This is a genomic window from Methylobacterium persicinum, from assembly GCF_022179525.1.
In the GTDB taxonomy this organism is placed as follows: domain Bacteria; phylum Pseudomonadota; class Alphaproteobacteria; order Rhizobiales; family Beijerinckiaceae; genus Methylobacterium; species Methylobacterium persicinum.
Genome location: NZ_BPQX01000021.1, coordinates 81,079 through 100,957 on the forward strand (window position 1 = coordinate 81,079; position 19,879 = coordinate 100,957).

The 19,879-nt window shown below is 65.5% G+C and carries 30 protein-coding genes; 19 read left to right on the top strand and 11 right to left on the bottom strand.

Going from position 1 to position 19,879, the window contains the following annotated elements; translation table 11 throughout:
* Window positions 1-24: 24 nt before the first annotated feature.
* Window positions 25-1,230, top strand: coding sequence for a tyrosine-type recombinase/integrase (locus MFF22_RS09215; RefSeq protein WP_238248672.1), 1,206 nt, complete (start codon window positions 25-27; stop codon window positions 1,228-1,230).
* On the opposite strand, the gene MFF22_RS24760 is transcribed toward MFF22_RS09215, so the two are convergent.
* The 11 genes from MFF22_RS24760 to MFF22_RS09270 all read right to left on the bottom strand — a co-directional run bounded on the left by MFF22_RS24760 (window position 1,164) and on the right by MFF22_RS09270 (window position 6,008).
* Window positions 1,164-1,382: a helix-turn-helix domain-containing protein gene (locus MFF22_RS24760; protein ID WP_306424670.1), complete on the bottom strand. Its 219-nt coding sequence runs from the start codon at window positions 1,380-1,382 to the stop codon at window positions 1,164-1,166. The two genes, MFF22_RS09215 and MFF22_RS24760, sit on opposite strands and share 67 nt — an antisense overlap.
* Window positions 1,375-1,539 (bottom strand): hypothetical protein, encoded by a 165-nt coding sequence (locus MFF22_RS09225; protein ID WP_238248673.1) that lies wholly within the window; start codon window positions 1,537-1,539, stop codon window positions 1,375-1,377. The genes MFF22_RS24760 and MFF22_RS09225 overlap by 8 nt, the downstream gene beginning before the upstream one ends.
* The gene (locus tag MFF22_RS09230) at window positions 1,532-1,876 is read right to left on the bottom strand and encodes a hypothetical protein (RefSeq protein ID WP_238248674.1); all 345 of its coding nucleotides are present in this window, start codon (window positions 1,874-1,876) and stop codon (window positions 1,532-1,534) included. Before MFF22_RS09230 ends, MFF22_RS09225 begins: the two co-directional genes overlap by 8 nt.
* A gap of 65 nt (window positions 1,877-1,941) precedes the next feature.
* Window positions 1,942-2,535: a hypothetical protein gene (locus MFF22_RS09235; protein WP_238248675.1), complete on the bottom strand. Its 594-nt coding sequence runs from the start codon at window positions 2,533-2,535 to the stop codon at window positions 1,942-1,944.
* Complete coding sequence (locus tag MFF22_RS09240) at window positions 2,532-2,843, bottom strand: hypothetical protein (RefSeq protein ID WP_238248676.1); 312 nt, start codon at window positions 2,841-2,843, stop codon at window positions 2,532-2,534. The genes MFF22_RS09235 and MFF22_RS09240 overlap by 4 nt, the downstream gene beginning before the upstream one ends.
* A complete protein-coding gene (locus MFF22_RS09245) occupies window positions 2,843-4,108 on the bottom strand; it encodes a hypothetical protein (RefSeq protein WP_238248677.1) in 1,266 nt (421 codons plus the stop codon). Before MFF22_RS09245 ends, MFF22_RS09240 begins: the two co-directional genes overlap by 1 nt.
* Window positions 4,109-4,111: 3 nt before the next feature.
* Window positions 4,112-4,447, bottom strand: a complete 336-nt coding sequence (locus tag MFF22_RS09250; protein WP_238248678.1) for a hypothetical protein — start codon at window positions 4,445-4,447, stop codon at window positions 4,112-4,114.
* On the bottom strand, window positions 4,448-4,633 hold the full coding sequence (locus tag MFF22_RS09255; RefSeq protein ID WP_238248679.1) for a hypothetical protein: 186 nt from the start codon (window positions 4,631-4,633) through the stop codon (window positions 4,448-4,450). It lies immediately after the preceding gene.
* Window positions 4,630-5,175: a hypothetical protein gene (locus MFF22_RS09260; RefSeq protein ID WP_238248680.1), complete on the bottom strand. Its 546-nt coding sequence runs from the start codon at window positions 5,173-5,175 to the stop codon at window positions 4,630-4,632. Before MFF22_RS09260 ends, MFF22_RS09255 begins: the two co-directional genes overlap by 4 nt.
* Before the next feature lie 99 nt (window positions 5,176-5,274).
* Window positions 5,275-5,706, bottom strand: coding sequence for a helix-turn-helix domain-containing protein (locus MFF22_RS09265; protein ID WP_238248681.1), 432 nt, complete (start codon window positions 5,704-5,706; stop codon window positions 5,275-5,277).
* Window positions 5,706-6,008 carry a hypothetical protein gene (locus MFF22_RS09270; RefSeq protein WP_238248682.1) on the bottom strand — a complete coding sequence of 101 codons (303 nt, stop codon included), beginning with the start codon at window positions 6,006-6,008 and terminating at the stop codon, window positions 5,706-5,708. The genes MFF22_RS09265 and MFF22_RS09270 overlap by 1 nt, the downstream gene beginning before the upstream one ends.
* A 20-nt stretch (window positions 6,009-6,028) precedes the next feature.
* Between MFF22_RS09270 and MFF22_RS09275 the strand changes: the two genes are divergently transcribed.
* From MFF22_RS09275 to MFF22_RS09360, 18 genes are all read left to right on the top strand, one after another.
* A protein-coding gene (locus MFF22_RS09275) for an IS3 family transposase (RefSeq protein ID WP_238248683.1) occupies window positions 6,029-7,380 on the top strand; the annotation gives its coding sequence in 2 pieces (ribosomal slippage) (window positions 6,029-6,364 and window positions 6,367-7,380; 1,350 coding nt in all).
* Window positions 7,381-7,460: 80 nt separating this feature from the next.
* Window positions 7,461-8,363: a phosphoadenosine phosphosulfate reductase domain-containing protein gene (locus MFF22_RS09280; RefSeq protein WP_238248684.1), complete on the top strand. Its 903-nt coding sequence runs from the start codon at window positions 7,461-7,463 to the stop codon at window positions 8,361-8,363.
* 56 nt (window positions 8,364-8,419) lie between these two features.
* Entirely contained in the window at window positions 8,420-8,689 is a 270-nt protein-coding gene (locus MFF22_RS09285) for a hypothetical protein (RefSeq protein WP_238248685.1), read from the top strand.
* Window positions 8,683-10,323 carry a DEAD/DEAH box helicase gene (locus MFF22_RS09290; RefSeq protein WP_238248686.1) on the top strand — a complete coding sequence of 547 codons (1,641 nt, stop codon included), beginning with the start codon at window positions 8,683-8,685 and terminating at the stop codon, window positions 10,321-10,323. Before MFF22_RS09285 ends, MFF22_RS09290 begins: the two co-directional genes overlap by 7 nt.
* A complete protein-coding gene (locus tag MFF22_RS09295; RefSeq protein ID WP_238248687.1) occupies window positions 10,320-10,724 on the top strand; it encodes a hypothetical protein in 405 nt (134 codons plus the stop codon). The genes MFF22_RS09290 and MFF22_RS09295 overlap by 4 nt, the downstream gene beginning before the upstream one ends.
* A complete protein-coding gene (locus MFF22_RS09300) occupies window positions 10,724-13,162 on the top strand; it encodes a DUF3987 domain-containing protein (RefSeq protein ID WP_238248688.1) in 2,439 nt (812 codons plus the stop codon). The genes MFF22_RS09295 and MFF22_RS09300 overlap by 1 nt, the downstream gene beginning before the upstream one ends.
* A 3-nt stretch (window positions 13,163-13,165) precedes the next feature.
* The gene (locus tag MFF22_RS09305) at window positions 13,166-13,339 is read left to right on the top strand and encodes a hypothetical protein (RefSeq protein WP_238248689.1); all 174 of its coding nucleotides are present in this window, start codon (window positions 13,166-13,168) and stop codon (window positions 13,337-13,339) included.
* 395 nt (window positions 13,340-13,734) lie between these two features.
* Window positions 13,735-14,289 carry a transcription termination/antitermination protein NusG gene (gene nusG, locus MFF22_RS09310; protein WP_238248690.1) on the top strand — a complete coding sequence of 185 codons (555 nt, stop codon included), beginning with the start codon at window positions 13,735-13,737 and terminating at the stop codon, window positions 14,287-14,289.
* Between the two features lie 232 nt (window positions 14,290-14,521).
* Window positions 14,522-14,998: a hypothetical protein gene (locus MFF22_RS09315; protein WP_238248691.1), complete on the top strand. Its 477-nt coding sequence runs from the start codon at window positions 14,522-14,524 to the stop codon at window positions 14,996-14,998.
* Window positions 14,964-15,167 carry a hypothetical protein gene (locus MFF22_RS09320; RefSeq protein WP_238248692.1) on the top strand — a complete coding sequence of 68 codons (204 nt, stop codon included), beginning with the start codon at window positions 14,964-14,966 and terminating at the stop codon, window positions 15,165-15,167. Before MFF22_RS09315 ends, MFF22_RS09320 begins: the two co-directional genes overlap by 35 nt.
* A gap of 90 nt (window positions 15,168-15,257) precedes the next feature.
* On the top strand, window positions 15,258-15,416 hold the full coding sequence (locus tag MFF22_RS09325) for a hypothetical protein (RefSeq protein WP_238248693.1): 159 nt from the start codon (window positions 15,258-15,260) through the stop codon (window positions 15,414-15,416).
* On the top strand, window positions 15,413-15,700 hold the full coding sequence (locus MFF22_RS09330; RefSeq protein WP_238248694.1) for a DUF5681 domain-containing protein: 288 nt from the start codon (window positions 15,413-15,415) through the stop codon (window positions 15,698-15,700). Before MFF22_RS09325 ends, MFF22_RS09330 begins: the two co-directional genes overlap by 4 nt.
* A complete protein-coding gene (locus MFF22_RS09335; protein WP_238248695.1) occupies window positions 15,697-15,891 on the top strand; it encodes a hypothetical protein in 195 nt (64 codons plus the stop codon). Before MFF22_RS09330 ends, MFF22_RS09335 begins: the two co-directional genes overlap by 4 nt.
* A gap of 12 nt (window positions 15,892-15,903) precedes the next feature.
* Entirely contained in the window at window positions 15,904-16,944 is a 1,041-nt protein-coding gene (locus MFF22_RS09340; RefSeq protein ID WP_238248696.1) for a hypothetical protein, read from the top strand.
* Between the two features lie 11 nt (window positions 16,945-16,955).
* On the top strand, window positions 16,956-17,351 hold the full coding sequence (locus tag MFF22_RS09345) for a hypothetical protein (RefSeq protein WP_238248697.1): 396 nt from the start codon (window positions 16,956-16,958) through the stop codon (window positions 17,349-17,351).
* Window positions 17,348-18,034 carry a hypothetical protein gene (locus tag MFF22_RS09350; protein ID WP_238248698.1) on the top strand — a complete coding sequence of 229 codons (687 nt, stop codon included), beginning with the start codon at window positions 17,348-17,350 and terminating at the stop codon, window positions 18,032-18,034. Before MFF22_RS09345 ends, MFF22_RS09350 begins: the two co-directional genes overlap by 4 nt.
* A gap of 11 nt (window positions 18,035-18,045) precedes the next feature.
* On the top strand, window positions 18,046-18,591 hold the full coding sequence (locus MFF22_RS09355; RefSeq protein ID WP_238248699.1) for a hypothetical protein: 546 nt from the start codon (window positions 18,046-18,048) through the stop codon (window positions 18,589-18,591).
* A complete protein-coding gene (locus MFF22_RS09360; protein WP_238248700.1) occupies window positions 18,588-19,877 on the top strand; it encodes a PBSX family phage terminase large subunit in 1,290 nt (429 codons plus the stop codon). Before MFF22_RS09355 ends, MFF22_RS09360 begins: the two co-directional genes overlap by 4 nt.
* The last annotated feature ends 2 nt before the right edge of the window (window positions 19,878-19,879 follow it).

Consider the following 19,879-nt stretch of genomic DNA (forward strand, 5'->3'; position numbering starts at 1 on the left):
GTGGGGGGACAGCCGGGGGGATAAGTGGCGCGAGAGATCAACCGGCTGACCACGCGCAAGATCCAGGCGATTACGGAGGCGGGGTGGTATCTGGACGGGGAGGGGCTTTACCTCGCCGTCGAGCCGAGCGGATCGAAGCGATGGGTGCTCCGCTATCGCCTGCCCGGCCGGCGTCGGGAGATGGGGCTCGGATCGTTCGCCGTCGTGCCGCTCGCCAAGGCCCGCGAGCTTGCCGCCGCCGCCCGCGCTCAGATCCAGGAGGGCATCGACCCCATTGCGGAGAAGACCAAGGCGAAGGCCGAGCCCGCCGCGCCGGTCCTGTTCTCCGATGTCGCGGTCACGTACATGACGGATCGCGAGAAGACATGGCGCAACGCCGCTCATCGGAAGCAGTGGCGAACCTCGCTTGAGGTGGACGGCGCGAAGATCTGGAACATGCCGGTCGCGGCCGTGGGGACGGACGACGTGCTCGCCGTGCTGCGCCCGATCTGGCACGAGAAGGCCGAGTCCGCGCGGCGGCTGCGGGGGCGGATTGAACGCATTCTGGATGCAGCCCGCGTCGGCCGGCATCGTTCCGGCGAGAACCCGGCGCAGTGGCGGGGTCATCTCGATGTGCTCCTGCCTCAGTCGAAGCGGTTGCAGCGCGGCCACCACAAAGCCATGCCCTATGCCGAGGTGCCGGCGTTCTATGCGGGGATCGCCGCCGGGCTGCAAAGCCATTCGTGTTTGGCTCTGCAATTCACCATCCTGACGGCCGCCCGATCCGGCGAAACGCGCGGGATGACCTGGGACGAAGTGGACATGGCCGGCGCCATCTGGACCGTGCCGGCTCTGCGCATGAAGGGCAATCGAGTCCACCGCGTCCCACTCACCGCGCGGGCGCTGGCGATCCTGGCACAGGCGCGTGACGGCTCGCCGAGAGATGGGGGCTTCGTTTTCCCGGCGCGGAACGGCAAACCTCTGTCGGACATGGCGCTCGCGATGTTCCTGCGGCGCCTCAACGATGAGGGCTTCACGGTCCACGGCTTCCGGTCGTCATTTCGTGACTGGGTGACGGAAGAGACCGACTTCGCGGGCGACCTAGCTGAGGCCGCGCTGGCTCACCTCGTAGGCGATGAGACCGAGCGGGCCTACCGGCGCGGCGACGCTCTTGAGAAGCGCCGTCACTTGATGGATGCCTGGGCCGCTTTCGTCGCGGGGGACGGCTCTACGGAGTCCAAGAACCGCTGAAGCTCGTCGTGCGGGATGACGGTGACGGCCCCGAACTTCTTGGACGCGATCTGCCCCTCCGCCACCATCTGATAGATCAGTGACCGACTGATCCCGAGCATCGTGGCTGCATCCTTGGGTCGGTAAGCGAGCGGACGAACTGCGTCAGCCATGATTGTCTCCTTTCTCAGACGGGGGAAGAGCGCGGCGCAGTCGGCGGTTTTCGGTAGCCACCATGGCTTGTAGCGTCCACTTCATGGTGAGCATCCATCCGAGGATGGCGTAGCCGTACAGAAGGACGTTGCTGAGCAGCTTCAGGGCCTCAACCACGTCCCGCTCCCTCGTCTTTATCCGGCTGAGCGCGGAGGGCGGCGATCTCTTCCCGCAGCCTCGCGACTTCGGCTGTCGCGGCGAGCCCCGCTTCATCACTGCAATGACCGGCCCGGTCTCCAGCTTTTTCCGCTGCATTGACTATGGTTACAGCAAATATAGCCGCCGACAATATGCCGATAAACGTAGTCAAACCGGCGCATAACAATCCAGAAGCCATCATTCCGATATATGGTTTAAGTATCTGAGATAACCATATGCCGATCCCAAGTATGGTGAAACCGAATGTTACGACAAGACCAAGAAGAACGGAAAATGCCAATATATTCTTGAACACGACGTACCTCCAATAATAAGACAAAGCCTCACTTATTTTGCATGTTATGCATCCTCGCGTCACTCTCAGTCGTCTGCATAATGGGCCTCCAAGGCGGTGCGGGCGGCGCGGAGATGTTCAGCGTCCAGCGCCATTGCTGCCGGGCTTTCCCAAAGATGCCCGTGCTCATCGTCGTCTAAGTTCTCGGCGGCTTCGGAAAATGGCTTCAGGATCGCCTCAAGCACAGCGACCCTCTCCCGGAGGGCGGATGCGGAGGCTTCAGCGTCTTCTGACCGCTCCTCGGCGCGACGCAGCTGCCACATCATATCGGTGTGTTCGCGTTCCGCCTCGGCCAGCGCCTCCCGCAGCCTCGCGACCTCGGCTTCGGCTGTCGCCGCGCGGGACTCGGCCTCATCCCTTTCCTTCGTGCGGAACGCCAGCATCGTCTCTTGCCAGCAAGCGGGCGCGAACTCTCTCGCTTCGTCGGCAGGCCATGCGCGTGTGCTGTCGTTGTCGTGGGCGGCATAAGCAGCGGCGTCCGCCGCCGAGTAGCGACCGGCTTCCGATAGCAGGCCGGTGTAGCCCTGCGCGCCCGGCCGCCAGTAGAGGCCGCGCTTAATCAGCACGTAATCACGCCCCGCTCCATCCTCTGCGCGGGTGGTGGGATCGGGGGCGGTCATGGGCGACCCACATCAAAAAGAGCGGCGCGATACCGATCCCGGCTGGCCTCGCTGAGTGTCGCCCACTCGCGGAAGGAAACCCAGGCTTGCAGGTCGGCCTCCCAGCCGGGGTGTGCATTGTGCCAGCGGCCTTCCTTGACGCCGCTGATATGCTCACCGATGTCGCGCAGGATGACCGAGCGGTCACCCTCACTAAGTGTTAGCCATTTGGTCTTGAGCCATCCACAGCACAGGCTTGGCGCGTAGCTATGCCTACCGAGGCAGTAACGGACGCCGGCTGCGACCATAAAAGCATCATCGCTGGTCATCACCGCGCCTCCCCGCCCTGGTCAGCCCGACCCCCGTCGCGCTCGGCCCTGTCAAGGCGCTCGATCTCAGCGAGGATGAGAGCGCCGGCCTTCACGAGGTTGCGGCGGCGGCCCCCGCTTGGTTTCCACCATGACTGGTCCCACGGACAAAGGGAGACATAGCGGTCGCTATCCGGGGCGACCTGCGCCATTGGAATAGAGCCGGCGGCATAGCAGGCAGCCGCGTCGGCCAGCTCGCCTTCCTCGTGGAAGTCGTCATGCTCGGGCGACCATTGTTCACCTGATATCTGCCGCCGCCGCTCGGCCAGTACGTCACGGGCGGCCCGCGTCTCTCCCCGATCTGCGGGGGTGAGGAGGGCGATGACGGCGCGGGCCGCTTCACGCGATGCTCGGTCAATGGCTTCTGGGCTGCTTGCGTCTACGAAGACAAGGCGCCTAATCAGACTCGCGATCTCCTCCTCGCTCGGCCCTTTCCGGGGCGCGGCGGGGGCGGCTTCATTCAGACGGCCTTCTCTAAAAGCATTCACGAGGGCGGCGATGAAAGCCCTATTCGCGGGCCAGTGCTTTTGACTGTCGCAGCCCTCACTGGGCATGTCGCAGATGATATCGCCGCCATACCACGGTGACTCTTGAGCCTCTTGTCGGTCAGCACCTGTGATGCAGTCGTCCCGGTATTCCCACGGGCCGGGGAATGCTTCCGCACTCAGCGCCGCCAGATCCCCGGCAGGTGACGCGGGGGAGGGGGCAGCCCCTAAAGCACAAGCACAGCGCGGATAGACACAGGCTCCCTGTGCGAGGCACGTCGGCTTCTCATTGGCGAGCGTGACGGGATCGGCTGCACGGGTTCCTTGGAATGCAGCTTCACCCGCCACGCTCTGGACCGGCGAGTGTGGAGCTACGCCGGTCGTCTCAGTATTCGTCTCCCCACCCCCGGCGGCAGGGGTCGGTGCGGATGGCCCTGGATAGGGCAACCGCTCATATGCGCAGGTGCAGTTTGGGAAGGCGCACAGATGTTCGTCCGTGCCTTCCTCGGGACATATCTTGAGACCAGTTCGTGCCACCGGCTCGGCCACCACCCCGCCGGGCTCGGGCGAGGGGGCGGTGAGGGCGGACATCTCTTCCGCAACGATCTCGATAGCTTCTTCTCGGTCAGCCTCACAACAGAACAGGCCGCCGGCAGCCGCGTGTTCAAGGCGCTGGATCAAGGACTGTGCCTTTCTGTGAAGGGTCGGCTCTCCCCCGCCCGCGTTCGTGGTCTCGCTCATGGCTCAAGCCTCCGTCTTGGCGCGTTGTGCGGCACGGCGGCGGCGGGCGGCGCTGTGAAGATACTTGTCATCGCGGCTATCGACGCCCTTCGCGATGCGCTCACGGAGCATCTGCTCGCGAAGCTCATCGGCCGCGCGTCTCCGCTGCTTACGCTCCCACGCGCGTTCCTCGTGTCGCCGCCGCTCAAGGCGGTCGCGCTCTGCGGCGCGGCGTGCGTCCCGGTCCGGTTCCGGCGGTCTCTCGTGCCGCGGCTCAAGGATGTCGGCGCCTCCGGCAAGCGCGCCGGCCGCGGCGAGGGCGCCGAGAATGCCAATGTGTCGGATACCGCTGACCATCATCTACTCCATCGTCCTAGTGGGGGTCGGGGCGGGGGCGGCGGTGGGCTTCCGAAGGCCGCGGAACGGGCGGACGACCTGCGATCCATCGGCCCGGCGGATGAGGACGTTGCGGGGACCGCCGCCCTTGCCCCAGCGGGTCAGGACGACGACGGGATCGCCGCGTTCGAGGTAGGTACGCCCGATCACGCCCCGCCTCCTGCGCTCTGATCGGTGGGCGGGAGAGGGGCTGCGTTAGCCTTCAGCGTTGTCGGTAGCGGGTATGGCTCTGACCGCCGATCTGACGGGTTGAAGCAGGTGATCTCGCCAACTTGCGCCTTTCTGGCGCCGCCAAGAAACCGGGCGGTGTCGGGAAACTGTTCGCGCAGCTTCTCTGGAAGCGGGCCGCCACTCCACAGATCGAACGTTGTGATCTTCTGCCCAGCGTAGACGCTCGGTTCGACGTATTCGATGTCGAACCGGCGCCCAGCCATGCCACGCATCTCGCCAGTGGTGCGGTCACCGGGCGTGTAGATCATCCCATCAATGATCGTGAGCTTATTGCACTCCGGACCTTTCTTTTCAGCGAAGTTGCGCCAATGATTGCAGCCGTAGCAGAGCCTACGTTCAAGCATCTGCGTGGCATATGGCTCGCAGAACGTGTTTCGATCAGTCTTGCCGCACGACGAGCATTCGAATTCATAGCTCTGCGGATAAAATTTGCTCGTCGGCAATGGTCGCAGTTCCGGCATCGCGCTACTCCTTGAAGACAGCCACCCCCTCACCCGCTGCACACAGGGCGAGCAGGATCGGGTAGGACATCAGGATCGTGAGGGTGGGGAGGAGGAGGGTCATGCGGCCCGCCTCGGCAGATTTAAGCGCTCATTCTCGGCAGCGATGGCCGCGTCGTAGGTCTCACGGCTTTCGGGAGGCAGACGCCAACCCCGAAACGCCACCGCTTCGATGACGAGCGGCACGCCAGCGCGTTCAAGCTTGCGCCGGGTGTGCGCCATGAAGACGTAAAGCACCCGCTTGCATGGGGCTTCGTCGCTCATGCCGTAGAGGATGATCATCGCGCGATCTAAGTGCAGGTATCCTGGCGAGGCCGCGCGGATGGCTTGCAGGATAAGCGACTGCTTCGGGCTCAATCCCCATGACAGAGGCGGCAGCACCGGGTGGATCAGCGCTTCCTCAAGCTGGCGGATGCGCTCGCGGAGGGTGTCGTTCTCATCGCGGAGGGTGCGGATGATGCGGTCGTTGTCGATGGAGGCGAGCGAGTTCATCAGCGCGGCTTCCTCTGCTTGTCGGCAGCAGCCGCACGGCTTTCGGCCGTCTCTGTCGCTCGGACGCGCTCGGCCTCGATCCATGCTTCGGCCCGTCCCTTCGCTTCGTCGGCCGTGGCTCCGTAGAAGCAAACCGAGAAGCCTTCTTTCCATGTGCCCTTATGTGCGCCGTTGGCGTCCACAGCGGCTTCCTGCGCGATTGCGCGGGCAAGGAAAGCGCGACTGGTATCCGGCGGATTGTCCGCCGTCAGCACTCCTGAGACAGATTGAGGGTCTTCACGAACGGAGGATGTCTGGTTCATCGTAGCCCCCAGGAGCGAAGATGAAACAGACGTCCGGGCCGGCGCGGAAGCCGGCAGAAGCCGTGATCAAGGACATCCGACGCGCCACGCGCCGGCAGTTTTCGGCCGAAGACAAGATCCGCATCGTGCTGGAAGGGCTGCGCGGTGAGGACAGCATCGCCGAGCTGTGTCGTCGCGAGGGCATCGCCAGCTCGATGTACTACGGCTGGTCCAAGGAGTTCCTGGAAGCCGGCAAGAAGCGGCTGGCCGGCGACACGACCCGTGCCGCGACCGCCGACGAGGTCCAGGACCTGCGTCGCGAGGCGGGTGCGCTGAAGGAGGTCGTGGCCGATCTCGTTCTGGAGAACCGCCTGCTGAAAAAAAGCATGACCGGGGCTGGGGGCGACGAGGCATGAGGTACCCGGCCTCCGAGAAGCTGGAGATCATCCGGCTGGTCGAGCAATCCCATCTGCCGGTGCGCTCCACCCTGGAGAAGCTCGGCGTCACCCGGGCGACGTTCTACCGGTGGTACGACGCGTTCCAGCGTGGCGGCCCCGAGGCACTGGCGGATCGCCCGTCCCGACCCAGCCGGATCTGGAACCGGTTGCCCGCCGAGGTTCGCGATCAGATCGTCGCCCTCGCACTGGAGGAGCCAGAGCTCAGCCCACGCGAGTTGGCGGTGCGCTTCACCGACGAGCGGCGCTACTTCGTCTCGGAGGCGACCGTCTACCGCCTGCTCAAGGCCCAGGACCTGATCACCAGCCCGGCCTACATCGTGATCAAAGCCGCCAACGAGTTCCGCAACAAGACCACCGCACCCAACCAACTCTGGCAGACTGACTTCACCTATCTGAAGGTGATCGGCTGGGGCTGGTACTACCTCTCGACCGTGCTGGATGACTTCTCGCGCTACATCGTGGCGTGGAAGCTGTGCGCGACCATGCAGGTCGGCGATGTCACCGCCACGCTCGATCTGGCGCTGGCGGCGGCCGGGCTCGATCATGTGCAGGTGGCGCACCGGCCGCGGCTACTCTCCGACAACGGGCCGAGCTACGTCGCGGGTGATCTGGCAGACTGGCTCGGCAGCCGGGGCATGACCCATATCCGCGGCGCGCCCCGCCATCCTCAAACGCAGGGCAAGATCGAGCGCTGGCACCAGACGCTCAAGAACCGCATCCTGCTCGAACACGCCTACCTGCCCGGCGAACTGGAGGCGCGGGTTGCCGCCTTTGTCGAGCACTACAACCACGCTCGGGCTCACGAGAACCTGGGCAACCTCACCCCTGCCGACGTCTACTTCGGCCGCGGCGAGGCCATCCTGCAGGAGCGAGCGCGGATCAAGCGCCAGACCCTCATGGACCGCCGCTTGCGCCACCACGCGCAGGCTGCCTAACCTCTCACCCTAGGTGGACCAGAGCCTCCGTTCCTGAGCGTCCCTGATCGTCTCAAATCACCTGACGACGGACACGTGCCGTGTTTGCAGACACCGGCAATGAGCATGAATGGACCTATGATTTTGTGCGCGAGCTTCCGGGCAAGACCGGCGGTCCGGCGATTGAGTGGGTCAAAGCCGATTTTTCGAAGGAGATCGCTCGCAAGCGCGCGTTCGTCGCTGCGAACTGGCCGGGTCAAGGAATTCCGCAGGAGAAGGTAGATCGCACCGTTGCGTTGATGGTGCCTACTGGCAACCCGTTCTTGGATCTTGCAATCTGGAAGCTTCGGTTCCCGTCGACTAAGGCGCGGTTCTGCACCGAGGAACTGAAGATCCGCCCGATGTGGGAGGGCGTGCAACTTCCGATCATTGAGGCCGGGCGCGCGCTGATTTCTTGGCAGGGCGTGCGTGCAGACGAGAGCCTGGCGCGATCGCTGCTGCCGAAGTGGCAGAAGCTCATGCCGCCCTATGGCCTCAAGATCTCGAAAGAGGTCAAAGCAAAATGGCGGTCCTACGCCTATCGACCGCTGCTGACTTGGACACGCGATGAAGTTTTCGCCTTCCACGCAAAACATGGCGTGGACCCGAACCCGCTCTACGCAAAAGGGTTCAGCCGGGTTGGCTGCATGCCCTGCATCATGTCCAGCAAGGACGAGATCAGGACGATCGCAGCTCGCTTTCCGGAGCACATTGAGCGGATCGCGGAGTGGGAGCAGTTGCTCGCCAGCATCGCGAAAAACAGCCTTGGCACCTTCATGCCCTTCAGTAGTGATCCGGCCTTCAAGGCGTCACCGGAAAAGTACCGCGGACGCGGCGGCTACACGATCCACGATCGAGTAGAATGGTCGCGCACCACTCAGGGCGGCCGGCAGGGAAGCTTACTGCTGGATCCTATGGTCGAATTTAGCACGCCGTGCAGTCAGTGGGGGACGTGCGAGTCATGACTATGCGCTGCGTTCCAACCTACACGGCTACGATCTACATTGCTGGCGACCTTACGATGGCTCGCCAAGTCTGCCGTGAATTTTGCAGGCAAGGGTTGTGCGTCACCGTCGAGCCCACGGAATTCATCTACACGGGAGGCGCCGAAGTCGGGGTCCGCGTCGGATTATTGGACTATCCGCGCTTTCCGGCCGGATCGCATCGCACGCAGAGCAAGGCCATTGAATTGGCTGACCTCTTACGTGAGCGCCTTTGCCAGCACTCTTGGCTGGTCGTCACGCCGGACGAGACGATCTGGAACAGCACGCGGGAAGCTCAGCCATGCTGACCCTCCGCGACTACCAACGCGATAGCCTGGACGCGCTCTACGCGTACTGGCAGGACGGCGGCGGCAACGGCCTCATTGTCCTGCCGACGGGCGCCGGCAAGGCGCTCGTCATCGCCGCGCTCACGAGCGAACTCCTGGCGCGCTGGCCCGATCTCCGGATCGGGATCGTGACGCACACCCGCGAACTGGTGGCTCAGAACTTCAAGGAGTTGCTGGGCTACTGGCCGGCTGCGCCAGCCGGGATCTACTCCGCGGGGCTGGGTCGGCGTGACACGCGCTCGCGGATCCTGTTCATGTCGATCCAGAGCGTGTTTCGAAAGGTCCGGCAACTCGGCGCCTTCGACGTCATCATCGTAGACGAAGCTCACCTAATCCCGCGCTCGTCCGACACGTCCTATGGCCGGTTCCTCGCCGACCTGCGCGACCTGACGCCCGACATGCGCGTGGTCGGCACGACGGCCACGCCGTACCGCCTCGACAGCGGGCGACTGGATGAGGGTGACGGCGCGATCTTCGACCGCGTGGTCTACGACGCCAACGTGGGCGACCTGATCCGTGAAAGCTACCTGTCGCCGCTCGTGTCCAAGGCGACGTTCACGCAACTCGACACGACGGGCGTGGCCAAGCGCGGGGGCGACTTCGTGCCGGGCCAGTTGGCGGCGGCGGTGGACCACGATCACATCACCCGCGCCGCGGTGGCGGAAATGGTGCAGTTCGGCGCCGAGAGGAGGGCATGGCTCGCGTTCTGCGCGGGCGTCGCCCATGCCCTGCACGTCCGCGACGCGATCCGCGAGGCCGGCTTCACCGCGGAGACGGTCACGGGGGAAACGCCCGCGGGCGAGCGCGACCGGATCATCGGCGCGTTCAAGGCCGGACGGATCCGCTGCCTCACGTCGGTGTCGGTGCTGACCACGGGGTTCAATGTGCCCCAGGTCGATATGCTGGCCCTCCTGCGCCCGACCCAGAGCACCGGCCTGTACGTGCAGATGGTCGGCCGGGCCCTGCGCAAGGCGCCCGGCAAGACCGACGCGCTGATCCTAGATTATGCCGGCTGCGTGAAGGCGCATGGGCCGATCGACGCGATCACGGCGCGGGGGGCGCCGAAGGCGAAGAAGGGCAAGGACGGCGAGGATGAGGTCAGGGCGAAGGAGTGCCCGGCCTGCCAGTCGCTGAACCCGCTGAACGCACGGGAATGCGTGACCTGCGGCCATGAATGGATCCGCGACGAGGCGCCGAAGCACGACGCCGTGGCGGACGCGACCCACACCATCCTCTCGACCGACGGGCCGCCGTGGCTCGACGTCAGCGCCGTCGCCTTCGCGCGGCATCAGAAGGTCGGCTCACCCGACAGCCTGCGCGCAGAATTCCACTGCGGGATCGCCACGCACCGCGTCTGGGTGTGCCTTGAGCATCAGGGCACCGCGCGCCGCAAGGCGGGCGAGTGGTGGCGCAGGATGGGCGGCGGGGACGCGCCGGGCACGGTGGCGGAGGGGCTTGCCAGAGCCTCCGGCCTCATCTGGCCCGACCAGATCCAGGTCCGGCAGAACGGCAAGTTCTGGGAGGTGGTCGGCTACCGCTTTGCGGCGGCGAGCGGCTGGTCTCCCCGCGCGGTGATCCCCGCCGAGGCGGCGTGATCGCGAACATGGATGACCCCGAGTGCTGCTTCGTCTGCCGACGGCGGGCGGACGGCCTCGGGGTGATGAAAGGCACCCGCGTCGGATGGCTGTGCCAGCAGTGCACCGACGGCGGTCACGGAATGAGGGCCAGTCGCATGCCAGTGCGCGAGTTCGACCGATATGAGCAAGGCGCGCTGCGGCGCGCGTCACAGGGAAGGGCAGGGGCCTATCTCGACAGCTTGGGGCGCACCGATCTCGCCCTTCTGCATCCGGAGGAATGGCAGCACGTCTGCCGCCTGATCGTGGAGGATTTCGGCGCCGGCATCCGGGCCGAGATCGGTGGTGATCGCCCGGCCCAGCCAGACGTCATCCCCGCGCATCAGGCCGTGGAAGAGGCCGAACACAGCGAGGCAGCGTGATGGCCGCGCTCGGGTTTCCATTCGATCCGGCTGCCGTCGCGCGGCCCTGTACCTACTCTGATCTGCCGGACATTCCCGCAATCCAGCGGCTAAAGTCGCGTCGCCAATGGGTGTGCTGGCGCTATGAAGACCGTGGCGGCCCGAAACCGACCAAGGTGCCATACCAGCCGAGCACCGGCTTCAAGGCCAGCACGGCAAACCCCTCGAATTGGGGCACCTATGATCAGGCGGTGGCCCGTGCGGAGCGTAACCGCTTCGATGGCATCGGCTTCGTCTTGGCGGACGACGACGATCTGACGGGGATCGATCTCGATCACTGCCGCGATCCTAACACGGGTGAGCTTTCGCCGATGGCGCGGCAGGTCGTGGATCTGGCCGAAACCTATTGCGAGGTCACGCCGTCCGAATGCGGCCTGCGGATCATCGCCACGGGCAAGATCGCGGCCGCTCTCAAGCGCGATCCGGTCGGCGTCGAGATGTACGGGCGCGGCCGCTACCTCACCATTACCGGCTGGCATTTGCCGGGGACGCCCGATGTCGTTCAGGCGGCGGAACGCACGATCACCGTTCTGCGCGAGGCCGTGGCCAGATACGATGCGGAGAACGCGCCGAAGCCTGATCTGCTTGGGCCTATCGCATCAGGCACAATGACAAGCCTGCCGACCGCCTTAGCAGAGGGCGGAACGCCGTTCTTCCGCAACGTCAACGGCGCGGCGTTGGAGGCCCTGCATGCTTGGGTTCCTGCCGTATTCGGCGCGGCCGCGCGCTTCCACCCCGGCACGGGGGCGTTCCGGGTATCGTCCAAATCGCTCGGCCGCAATTTGGAGGAAGACCTGTCCATCGCGCCGAAAGGTATTCGAGACTGGGGTGTGGGCGATATGGGCGACCCGCGCCAAGGGGCGCGGACTCCCATCGATCTGGTCATTGAGTACGGGTTCGAGCGCGATCCGCTTGCGGCCGCACGCTGGCTTTGCCAGCAGATGGGCAAGGATCCCGAGAGCTTCGGCTGGCAGGTCGGAGATGATGGAACTGGCGCGGAGATCGCTGCGGCGCTGTTGACGCGGCAGGTTCGCCGCGAGCCGGACGGCACGGTAATCGATGAGGAGACGGGCGAGGTCATCCCGCCCGCGTCCGTGGAGGTGGTCCCGTCGCAGGATTACCCCGACGAGGCGTTGCGCGTGCCGGGCCTGATCGGTGACATCGCCGACTGGATCATGGCGACTTCCATGTATCCGTGCCGTCTGTTCGCGACGGCCGCCGCGCTGACGGCGGTGGGCGGTGCCGTGGGACGGCAGGTCTACACGGGAGTGCCGCGGTCCTCCACGTCGCTGTACTGGCTGACCATCGCCCCCACGGGCGGGGGCAAGGACTGGCCGCAGGAGGCCGTCAAGGTGCTCTATCGGGAGGCGGGGCTGGGCCACCTGCTGAAATCGGCCGTCTCCTCGGCGGCGAAACTCGGCATGACGCTCTCGGAGCAGCCGACACAGGTTCAGGTCATCGATGAGGTCGGCAAGGTGCTGCGCAAGTTCGTGGCGCGCAACTCCTCGTCCCAGGAAATGTCGCTTCTGGACGACTACTGCTCCGTCTGGGGCAAGAATATGGGCTCGTTCGAGCCGGAGGGCGTCACCACCCGCACCGACACGGTGATCCACCGCCCCTGCCTCACGTTCTATGGGGCGACCACGCCGACGAACTTTTTCTCGCAACTCCGGTCGGCCCAGGTCGCGGGGGGCTTCCTGAACCGCTTCCTCGTGCTTCAACGCCACAACCGCGTCGCGCCGATTGAAGACCCATTGCCGGCCGATGCCGTGCCTCCCGTTTTCGCGGAGGCCCTTCAGACCCTTCGGACGTGGCAGGACCGCAAGCAACTGCAAGCCTTCTCCTCGCTCGCCGACGACGCGGAGCGCCCGCCGCCTGCGTTCATCGTGCCGGCGACGCCGGAGGCGGAGGCCGCGCTGAAGGAAGCGCAGGCCAAGGCGCGAGCCATGATCGTGCAGTCGGATACCGACCCCGTGCTTGAGGTCTACGCGCGGGCCGGTGAGATGGTGAAGCGCATGGCGGCCATCCTCGCCTGCGGTCGGCACTGGCGCGACATGGGACGATGCCGGATCGAGATCCAGGACGTGACATTCGCTTCGAACCTCATCGACTGGTCGATGGCCTCGTTCGTGGACGGTCTGCGCAACCACATGGCCGAGAACGAGCATCAGGCGAACGCCAAGCTCGTGCTCGACATCATCCGCAAGGGGCGGGGGCAGGGTATCTCGCGCATGGATCTCTACCGGCGCGTGGACAATCGGATCCAGGCCCGCGAGCTATCCGGCATCATCGCTAACCTCGCGGAAGCCGAGAGCATTGAGATCCGCGAGGAGAAGCCGTCAGCAGGGACCAAGGGCGGGCGCCCTAGGACGACCTACGTCTACGTGAAGGGGCATTGAACGATGCGCGAGGAACAGGCCGACCAACTCATCAAGGCCGTGCAGATGGTCGCGGTCATGTTGGAAGAGCAGAATGGCATGCTGGGCGACATCCACCGTCGGCTCGCGGAGATCGCGGAGGCTGCTGAAAAACCCGCCCCGCAAGGGGCCAAGAGCAAGCGGCCCAAGCAGGCTTGACCGGCCCGAAAACCGCCCCTTCAAGCCCGCCTCTGGCGGGCTTTTTACTGCCCAAAATCGGGGGGTAGAAAGGGGGGTTAGTGGGGGTTACTACCCCAGGCTCTAAGCTTGGCCATTGAGGTTAGTACCCCTTTCTACCCATGTGGAAAAGGGTAGAAACCTCCGGACTTAGATAATTGATATATATAGAGAAAAAAGATTTTTTTCTAGTTAATACCTTACTACCCCACCCCTACCCTCTACCTTGGATGTTCACCTTTTGGGCATGCTCTTTCTCTCATATTTTCTCTCTAGGGGGGTAGAAAGGGTAGAAACCCCCTAACCTCGTTTCGCGGCATCCGTGGGATTGCTTCCCACATGGGCCGCGCTATCATCTCTCCCGCGCATTCCCGACCGTGACCGCGGCGACCCCGAGAGAGGCCGCCGTGATGAGTGAGACTGAGAACCCGATCCGCATCTGGATCGCCGCCCATACGGCGCCCAATGCCGAGGTCGCCGTGCGCGACGCCTTGGCTGCGCTCGATTACCCGGTGCTGCTTCCGACCGGCATGGTCGAGATGGTCAAGCATCGGCAACGGATGCTCGTGGAGCGCCCCGTCTTCCCGCGCTACCTGTTCGTCGGCATCCCGCATGGCGCGTCGTGGTACCCGATCCGCGCCGTAACCGGCGTCAGTGGCGTCATCTCGTCTGCTGGGGAGCCGAGGCCCGTGCCGGACAGGGCCATCCATCGCCTCATGGCCGCCGTGGCGGCCGACGCGTTCAGCAAGGCGGCTCAGCCCCGGTTTCGTGAAGGGCAGCCCGTACGGGTCGATTTCGGCACGGCTGAGATCGAGGCGTTCGTGGGTCGGCTGCTCAACACGCTGCCGGCACAGCGGATCGAGGTCGTTTTTTCCGCTTTGGGAAAGCAACACCGCGCAACCGTGAGTGTTGACAAGGTGCGCGCGGCCTAGTAACCGTGAGCGACGCAGGGACTTCGGTGTGGCAGAAATGCAACCGTCGCGCCCTGCGGATGCTATTCAGGGATCGAGCAAGTCTCTCCCTGACGCTCCCCAAAATTCCGCCCAGACGCGCCAAGCGCGGGCAAAGAGTTCAATGCGGTACCCCAGAGGTGGGGCTTAACCAGCCGTCCGCCGGGTCGCCCCCGAAGCCACGGCCGCACCGACCCCCACTCCCGGAAACCCAATGCGCCTCCCCCTCGCTCTGGCCCTCGTGGCAGGGCTTTCCACCCATGCCTGGGCCGTCGAGAGCGACGGGACGGAGCCCGATCCGGCTCTGACGCCGGGGGCGGTTGAGACGCAATCGGTGGACGTGATCTGTCACCACCGCACGACCGAGCGCCGCCACGCCACAACCGCCGAGAAGAACGCGGTCTACAAGGCATACGGCCTGCCGACGCATCACTCTGCATGGTGTGCGGCGTCTGGCTGCGATCTGGACGACCGGGTTCCGATTGAGTGCGGTGGCTCGAACGTGGCCGCCAACCTCTGGCCACAAAAGAACACGGGCGCCTACAACCAGGTCGATAAGAATCGCCTCGAAGGGCTCTGCAAGAAGCTGGTCTGCCAAGGCAAGATCACCCCGGCCGAAGGTCAGACGTGGTTCTTGGGCGACTGGAAGGCCGAGTATGACCGGCGGTTCGGCGCGATCAAGGGCGAGTGATGCCGACGCCGGATTTTGTATCGGGATTTGGCCTCGGGATGTTTTTCGCTTCGGTCGTGGGCTGCATCGTTGCTTCGCGGCGTTCATGGGGGAGCCGGTGATGGTGGCCGATGTGCTGTTCATCGCTTGGCTTCTGGCCATCGGCGTTTTGATTTTCGAGATGCCCTGATACCCACCCTCACCGCTATCTTCCGCTGGCTTACCCTGCCGGCCAAATTTGCGATTGCGTGGCTCGTGGCGGGCCTCGGGCTGTTCGCGGGTGACTGACACCAAGCGGCCCGTCGATCCCGCTCCTGACGGCTTCCTTCGCATCGCATGGGCCTCCAGCGGGCCGGTGTGCGTGGTGCGGGTCGGCGATGAGCCGGTGATGGCGAAGAAGGCGAAGAAGCGCGCTGCGAACAGCGTGAAAACAGCATGATTGGCACCCCTTTTGAGCCGGGGAAGTCCGGCAACCCGAACGGCCGCCCTAAAATCCCAGCCGAAGTGCGGGAATTGGCTCGGTCACTGACCGTCGAAGCCATTGAGACGCATGCCGAGATCATGCGTGACAAGGCTGCGCCGCCAGCGGCCCGCGGCGCGTCGGCCAATGCCATTCTTGACCGCGCCTGGGGCAAGCCCACTCAGCCCATCGACGGTGACGGTGAAGGCGGGGCGATCCGCTCGCTTGTCGAGATCCGGTTTGTGAAGCCGGGGGAGGAATGACCCTCCCCGCCGATATCGAGGCCGCCATCGCCGACCTCATCATGCACGCGCAAGAGGCCGGCCGCACGACCGGTCACGCCCACGCGCTTACTGCCATCGCCCGCGTGTCCCTTGAGACCATCATCGCCGCCCATCTGCGCGGCATGGCCGAGATGAAGGCCGCACTCGAAGCCCAGACCTCGGGCGCCTGAACGGACCACCCCATGCTCAAGCGCCTCATCCTGGCCGCGGCCCTCGCCGTCGGCCTCGCCAGTCCTGCCCTCGCCCAACAGCAATATGCCGGCGTGTCGCTGTATGACTTGCGCGGTCAGCCGCTCGGCACGTCAACGAACCCGCTGTACGTCTCCGGCGGTGGGAGCGGCGGCGGCGGAGGTGCGACCGGCTCGGTCACGCCTGCTGGCCAGAATGGTGGTGCGGCACAGGCCATTCAAGGCATCACGGGCGGTGTTCCGGTCAACGGCTTCGTCGGCCAGTACAACTCGACGCTGCCCACGTTCTCGAACGCGCAGGTTGGCTATGTTGCGCTCGACAGCAACGGGCGCCTGATCCTGTCGCCGGGCGGATCGGTCAGCGTCTCGAACTTCCCCGCGACGCAGGCCGTCTCCGGCACCGTCACCGCCAATCAGGGCACGTCGCCGTGGGTCATCTCCGGCGCCGTCACCAACGCCGGCACGTTCGCCGTCCAGAACACCGCCGCGGTCATCGGCGGCAACGCGACGGCGGTGAAGACCGACAGTAGCGCGACCACGCAGCCCATCAGCGCGACGGCCCTGCCGCTGCCGACCGGCGCCTCGACGGCCGCCAACCAGTCCAGCGAGATCGCCGCGCTCGGGACGACGGCGGACACGGCCTACGGCGGTTCCGGCAATTCGTCCATCGTCGCCGCCCTCAAGGGGCTCTACGGCCAGTTCAATGCGGCGACGGCTAAGATCCAAGGCTCGGTCTGGTATGCCGAGGGCGTGAGCCAGAGCGTCGCCGCGAGCGCCACGCTGACCGGCACGGCTCGGGGCAACGTCCCGAATGCCTCGCCCTCGCCGTATGGCTACTTCCAAGCGCAGGTGTTCAGCACCGCGGGCGGCACGCTGAGCATCAGCAACGGCGCCTACGCCATCACCCAGGCCGTCACCGCGAACACTGCCGTGACCCTGAAAGTGCCGGCACTCGGCGGGACGTTTACCGCCTCGTTCATCAACGGCACGACCGCGGCGACGGTATCGCTACTCGACGGCTACACGCTGAACTGAGGGCTGCTGCGATGAAGCTCTCCCGCCTCCTTCTCGCCGGCTTCTGCCTGCTGGCGCCTGTCGCCGCGCACGCCCAGGCGCTCGTCAACGGCCAGTCCGCCGTCGCTACGCCGACGTCGAGCCCCGGCGCGATCACCGTCACCTCGACCACGCTCTCGGCCAACGTCTCGACGCAGATCGCGGCGGCCAACCCGAACCGCATCGCGCTCGGCATCCAGTGCGCGTCGGGCGGGGTCAGCATCAGCGAGACGGGCGCCACCCTGGCCGGCGCGTCGGTCGGCAACGGCTCCCTGTTCATCCCGTCCGGCACCGCGCCGTACTTCACGCCGCCGGTCGCCACCCTGACCGCACTGACCGCCTACACCGCGGCAGCGCAGACCTGCGTCGTCACCGAGTACCAGAAATGATCTCCCGTCGCGGGCTGCTGGCCGGCGCCTGCGGGCTGATCGCGTCTGGGGCCGACGCTCTCCCCTCGCGGCCACTGCCGCCCGGCTTCCGCCCCGGCTTCCGTTTCCTGAACCCGGCGACCCCGGCGCCATCGCTGACGTGGGATCCGGCCTTCACCTCGACGGCGATCACGCTCTCGAACAACAACCTGACCGCGAAGAACGGCGGGACCGGCAGCGACAAGCAGACCCGCTTCAACAAAGCCTGTCCCAGCGGGAAGTCGTTCGTCGCGGCCTACTACAACTCGGGCCCGAGCGACCCCGGCGGGTTCGGCCTCGCCAACGCCTCGGCGGGCATCGACCAAGGCTACTTCGGCGGTCGCAACTTCACGATGGGCTACTACAAGGTCGGGACGCTAATCTTCCCCGACCATCAGCTCAGCGTGAACGCCTACAACCCCGGCGACCGCGTCGAAATCGCCTACGACGGCACGGCGAAGTTGCTCTGGGCACGCAGCGTCACCAATGGCACGCCCGCCTCGTGGAACGGCAGCACGACCGCCAACCCGGCGACGGGCGTCGGCGGTCAAACATTCGATGCCGGTACGGCGCCGTTCTTCGGTGCGGTGAACGCCAACGGCGGCTCTCAGTGGACCGTGACGCAGGACGGCACGCCGCCCGCCGGGTTCGCTTATCCGTCATGACGAGGCAGGCCATGCGCCGGATCGCCTTCTCTATCGCCGCTGGCGCCGTCTTCGGCCTGATGGCAGGACGGGCGCTCGCCGGGCTCGACGTGACCCCCGATCTGTCGGGACTGGCGCGGGCGACGCAGGTTCCCCCGGCATCAGGCGTGGCGCCGCCGGCGACTGCCCTCGACGGCACACCCGGCACGTCCACTGCCTACGCTCGCGCCGACCACACCCATGCCGCGCGCATCCAGAGAACGGTGATGACGACCGCGGCGGATGGCACCGCGACGTTCACTTTCGCCCGGCCCATCACCGTGCCGTCCGGTCAGGTGCCCGTGATCGCCTACATGGTGCAGGACACGGGCTCTCCGATCATCGTGCAGATCACCGGGCGGACGTGGACCACGGCGAACGGTTTGGATACCCACACCGCCGTGACGATCAAGGCTCAGCGGTCGCGGACCCTGCCGGCGGCGCTAAGCACCCTCACCGGCCTCGTGGGCTACGACATTTTCGGCACCGCGGCGAGCGGCGTGCAGGTCAACCTGTTCGTGGCCGATCCGACGCAGTGAGCGTCCCGCTCATGGGCAAAACTAGCGCCGACTTCCCCGAAAAGCTGGCGTTCCTGTTCGAGCCGGCCCGCTACAAAGTGCTCTACGGCGGTCGTGGCGGGGCCAAGTCGTGGGGCGCGGCCAGGGCGCTCGTCATTCAGGCCGCCGTTCGCCCGATGCGCGTTCTCTGCGCCCGCGAGTTCCAGAATTCCATCAACGAGAGCGTTCACCAACTGCTGTCGAACCAGATTGATGAGTTGGGTCTGAAAAGCGCGTTCGAGGTCCAGGACAAGCGCATCATCGGCCGCAACGGCTCGGAGTTCATCTTTTCCGGCCTCCGGCACAAGATCGACAGTTTGAAGTCTACGGAAGGGATCGACGTCTGCTGGGTCGAGGAAGCCCAGACCGTCTCAAACGCGTCGTGGTCCAAGCTCATTCCGACGATCCGCAAAGACGGTTCGGAAATTTGGGTGACGTTCAACCCGGAATTGGACACTGATCCGACTTATCAGCGCTTCGTGCTGCGCCCTCCGGCCGGCGCGAAGGTCGTCCCGCTGAACTGGTCCGACAACCCGTGGTTCCCCGAGGTTTTGCGGAAGGAAAAGGACGAACTCGCGGCGCGCGACCCCGATGCCTATCTCAACATCTGGCAGGGCCACACCCGCCAGATGCTCGACGGGGCGATCTACGCGAAGGAAATGCGCGCCGCGACCGAGGAAGGCCGCATCACCCGTGTTCCCTACGACCGGACGAAGCCGGTTCACACCTTCTGGGACTTGGGTTGGGCCGACAGCACGGCGATCTGGTTCGCGCAGGCGGTCGGGCTCGAATACCGCGTTCTCGACTACATGGAAGTCGCGCAGACAGCCATTCCCGACATTCTGCGGGCCATGCAGGCCAAGCCCTACGTCTACGGCACCGACTACCTGCCGCACGACGCCGACGCCACGACGCTTGGGGCCAACGGCCGAACCATCGCGCAGATGATGCGAACCGCTGGGCGCACGGTGATCGTGCAGCCCCGCCGCGCTGTCCTCGACGGCATCAACGCGGCCCGAACGCTCTTCCCGTCGCTCTGGTTCGATGAAGAGCGCTGCGCTGACGGCCTGAACCACCTCCGGCACTACCGTTACGACGTGGATCCGGACACGAAGCTGTTCAGCAAAAACCCGCTGCACGACGAGCACTCGCATTGCGCCGACGCATTTCGCGGGCTCGCGATGTCGCTGGCGGCGCCGAAGGTCAAGGCGCGGCCGAAGCTGGATCTGAACCGTGGCGCCGCGTCTCCGACCGCTTGGATGGGGTGAGT

What these genes read in the sequence shown, in the direction of transcription:
- MFF22_RS09305 (WP_238248689.1), top strand. Translation starts at nt 13,166, where the DNA reads ATGCGCGAGGAACAGGCCGACCAACTCATCAAGGCCGTGCAGATGGTC.
- MFF22_RS24760 (WP_306424670.1), bottom strand. Translation starts at nt 1,382, where the DNA reads ATGGCTGACGCAGTTCGTCCGCTCGCTTACCGACCCAAGGATGCAGCC.
- MFF22_RS09290 (WP_238248686.1), top strand. Translation starts at nt 8,683, where the DNA reads ATGCTGACCCTCCGCGACTACCAACGCGATAGCCTGGACGCGCTCTAC.
- MFF22_RS09315 (WP_238248691.1), top strand. Translation starts at nt 14,522, where the DNA reads ATGCGCCTCCCCCTCGCTCTGGCCCTCGTGGCAGGGCTTTCCACCCAT.
- MFF22_RS09270 (WP_238248682.1), bottom strand. Translation starts at nt 6,008, where the DNA reads ATGAACCAGACATCCTCCGTTCGTGAAGACCCTCAATCTGTCTCAGGA.
- MFF22_RS09265 (WP_238248681.1), bottom strand. Translation starts at nt 5,706, where the DNA reads ATGAACTCGCTCGCCTCCATCGACAACGACCGCATCATCCGCACCCTC.
- MFF22_RS09340 (WP_238248696.1), top strand. Translation starts at nt 15,904, where the DNA reads ATGCTCAAGCGCCTCATCCTGGCCGCGGCCCTCGCCGTCGGCCTCGCC.
- MFF22_RS09345 (WP_238248697.1), top strand. Translation starts at nt 16,956, where the DNA reads ATGAAGCTCTCCCGCCTCCTTCTCGCCGGCTTCTGCCTGCTGGCGCCT.
- MFF22_RS09260 (WP_238248680.1), bottom strand. Translation starts at nt 5,175, where the DNA reads ATGCCGGAACTGCGACCATTGCCGACGAGCAAATTTTATCCGCAGAGC.
- MFF22_RS09335 (WP_238248695.1), top strand. Translation starts at nt 15,697, where the DNA reads ATGACCCTCCCCGCCGATATCGAGGCCGCCATCGCCGACCTCATCATG.
- MFF22_RS09355 (WP_238248699.1), top strand. Translation starts at nt 18,046, where the DNA reads ATGCGCCGGATCGCCTTCTCTATCGCCGCTGGCGCCGTCTTCGGCCTG.
- MFF22_RS09240 (WP_238248676.1), bottom strand. Translation starts at nt 2,843, where the DNA reads ATGACCAGCGATGATGCTTTTATGGTCGCAGCCGGCGTCCGTTACTGC.
- MFF22_RS09320 (WP_238248692.1), top strand. Translation starts at nt 14,964, where the DNA reads ATGACCGGCGGTTCGGCGCGATCAAGGGCGAGTGATGCCGACGCCGGA.
- MFF22_RS09245 (WP_238248677.1), bottom strand. Translation starts at nt 4,108, where the DNA reads ATGAGCGAGACCACGAACGCGGGCGGGGGAGAGCCGACCCTTCACAGA.
- MFF22_RS09330 (WP_238248694.1), top strand. Translation starts at nt 15,413, where the DNA reads ATGATTGGCACCCCTTTTGAGCCGGGGAAGTCCGGCAACCCGAACGGC.
- MFF22_RS09350 (WP_238248698.1), top strand. Translation starts at nt 17,348, where the DNA reads ATGATCTCCCGTCGCGGGCTGCTGGCCGGCGCCTGCGGGCTGATCGCG.
- MFF22_RS09235 (WP_238248675.1), bottom strand. Translation starts at nt 2,535, where the DNA reads ATGACCGCCCCCGATCCCACCACCCGCGCAGAGGATGGAGCGGGGCGT.
- MFF22_RS09250 (WP_238248678.1), bottom strand. Translation starts at nt 4,447, where the DNA reads ATGATGGTCAGCGGTATCCGACACATTGGCATTCTCGGCGCCCTCGCC.
- MFF22_RS09285 (WP_238248685.1), top strand. Translation starts at nt 8,420, where the DNA reads ATGGCTCGCCAAGTCTGCCGTGAATTTTGCAGGCAAGGGTTGTGCGTC.
- MFF22_RS09300 (WP_238248688.1), top strand. Translation starts at nt 10,724, where the DNA reads ATGGCCGCGCTCGGGTTTCCATTCGATCCGGCTGCCGTCGCGCGGCCC.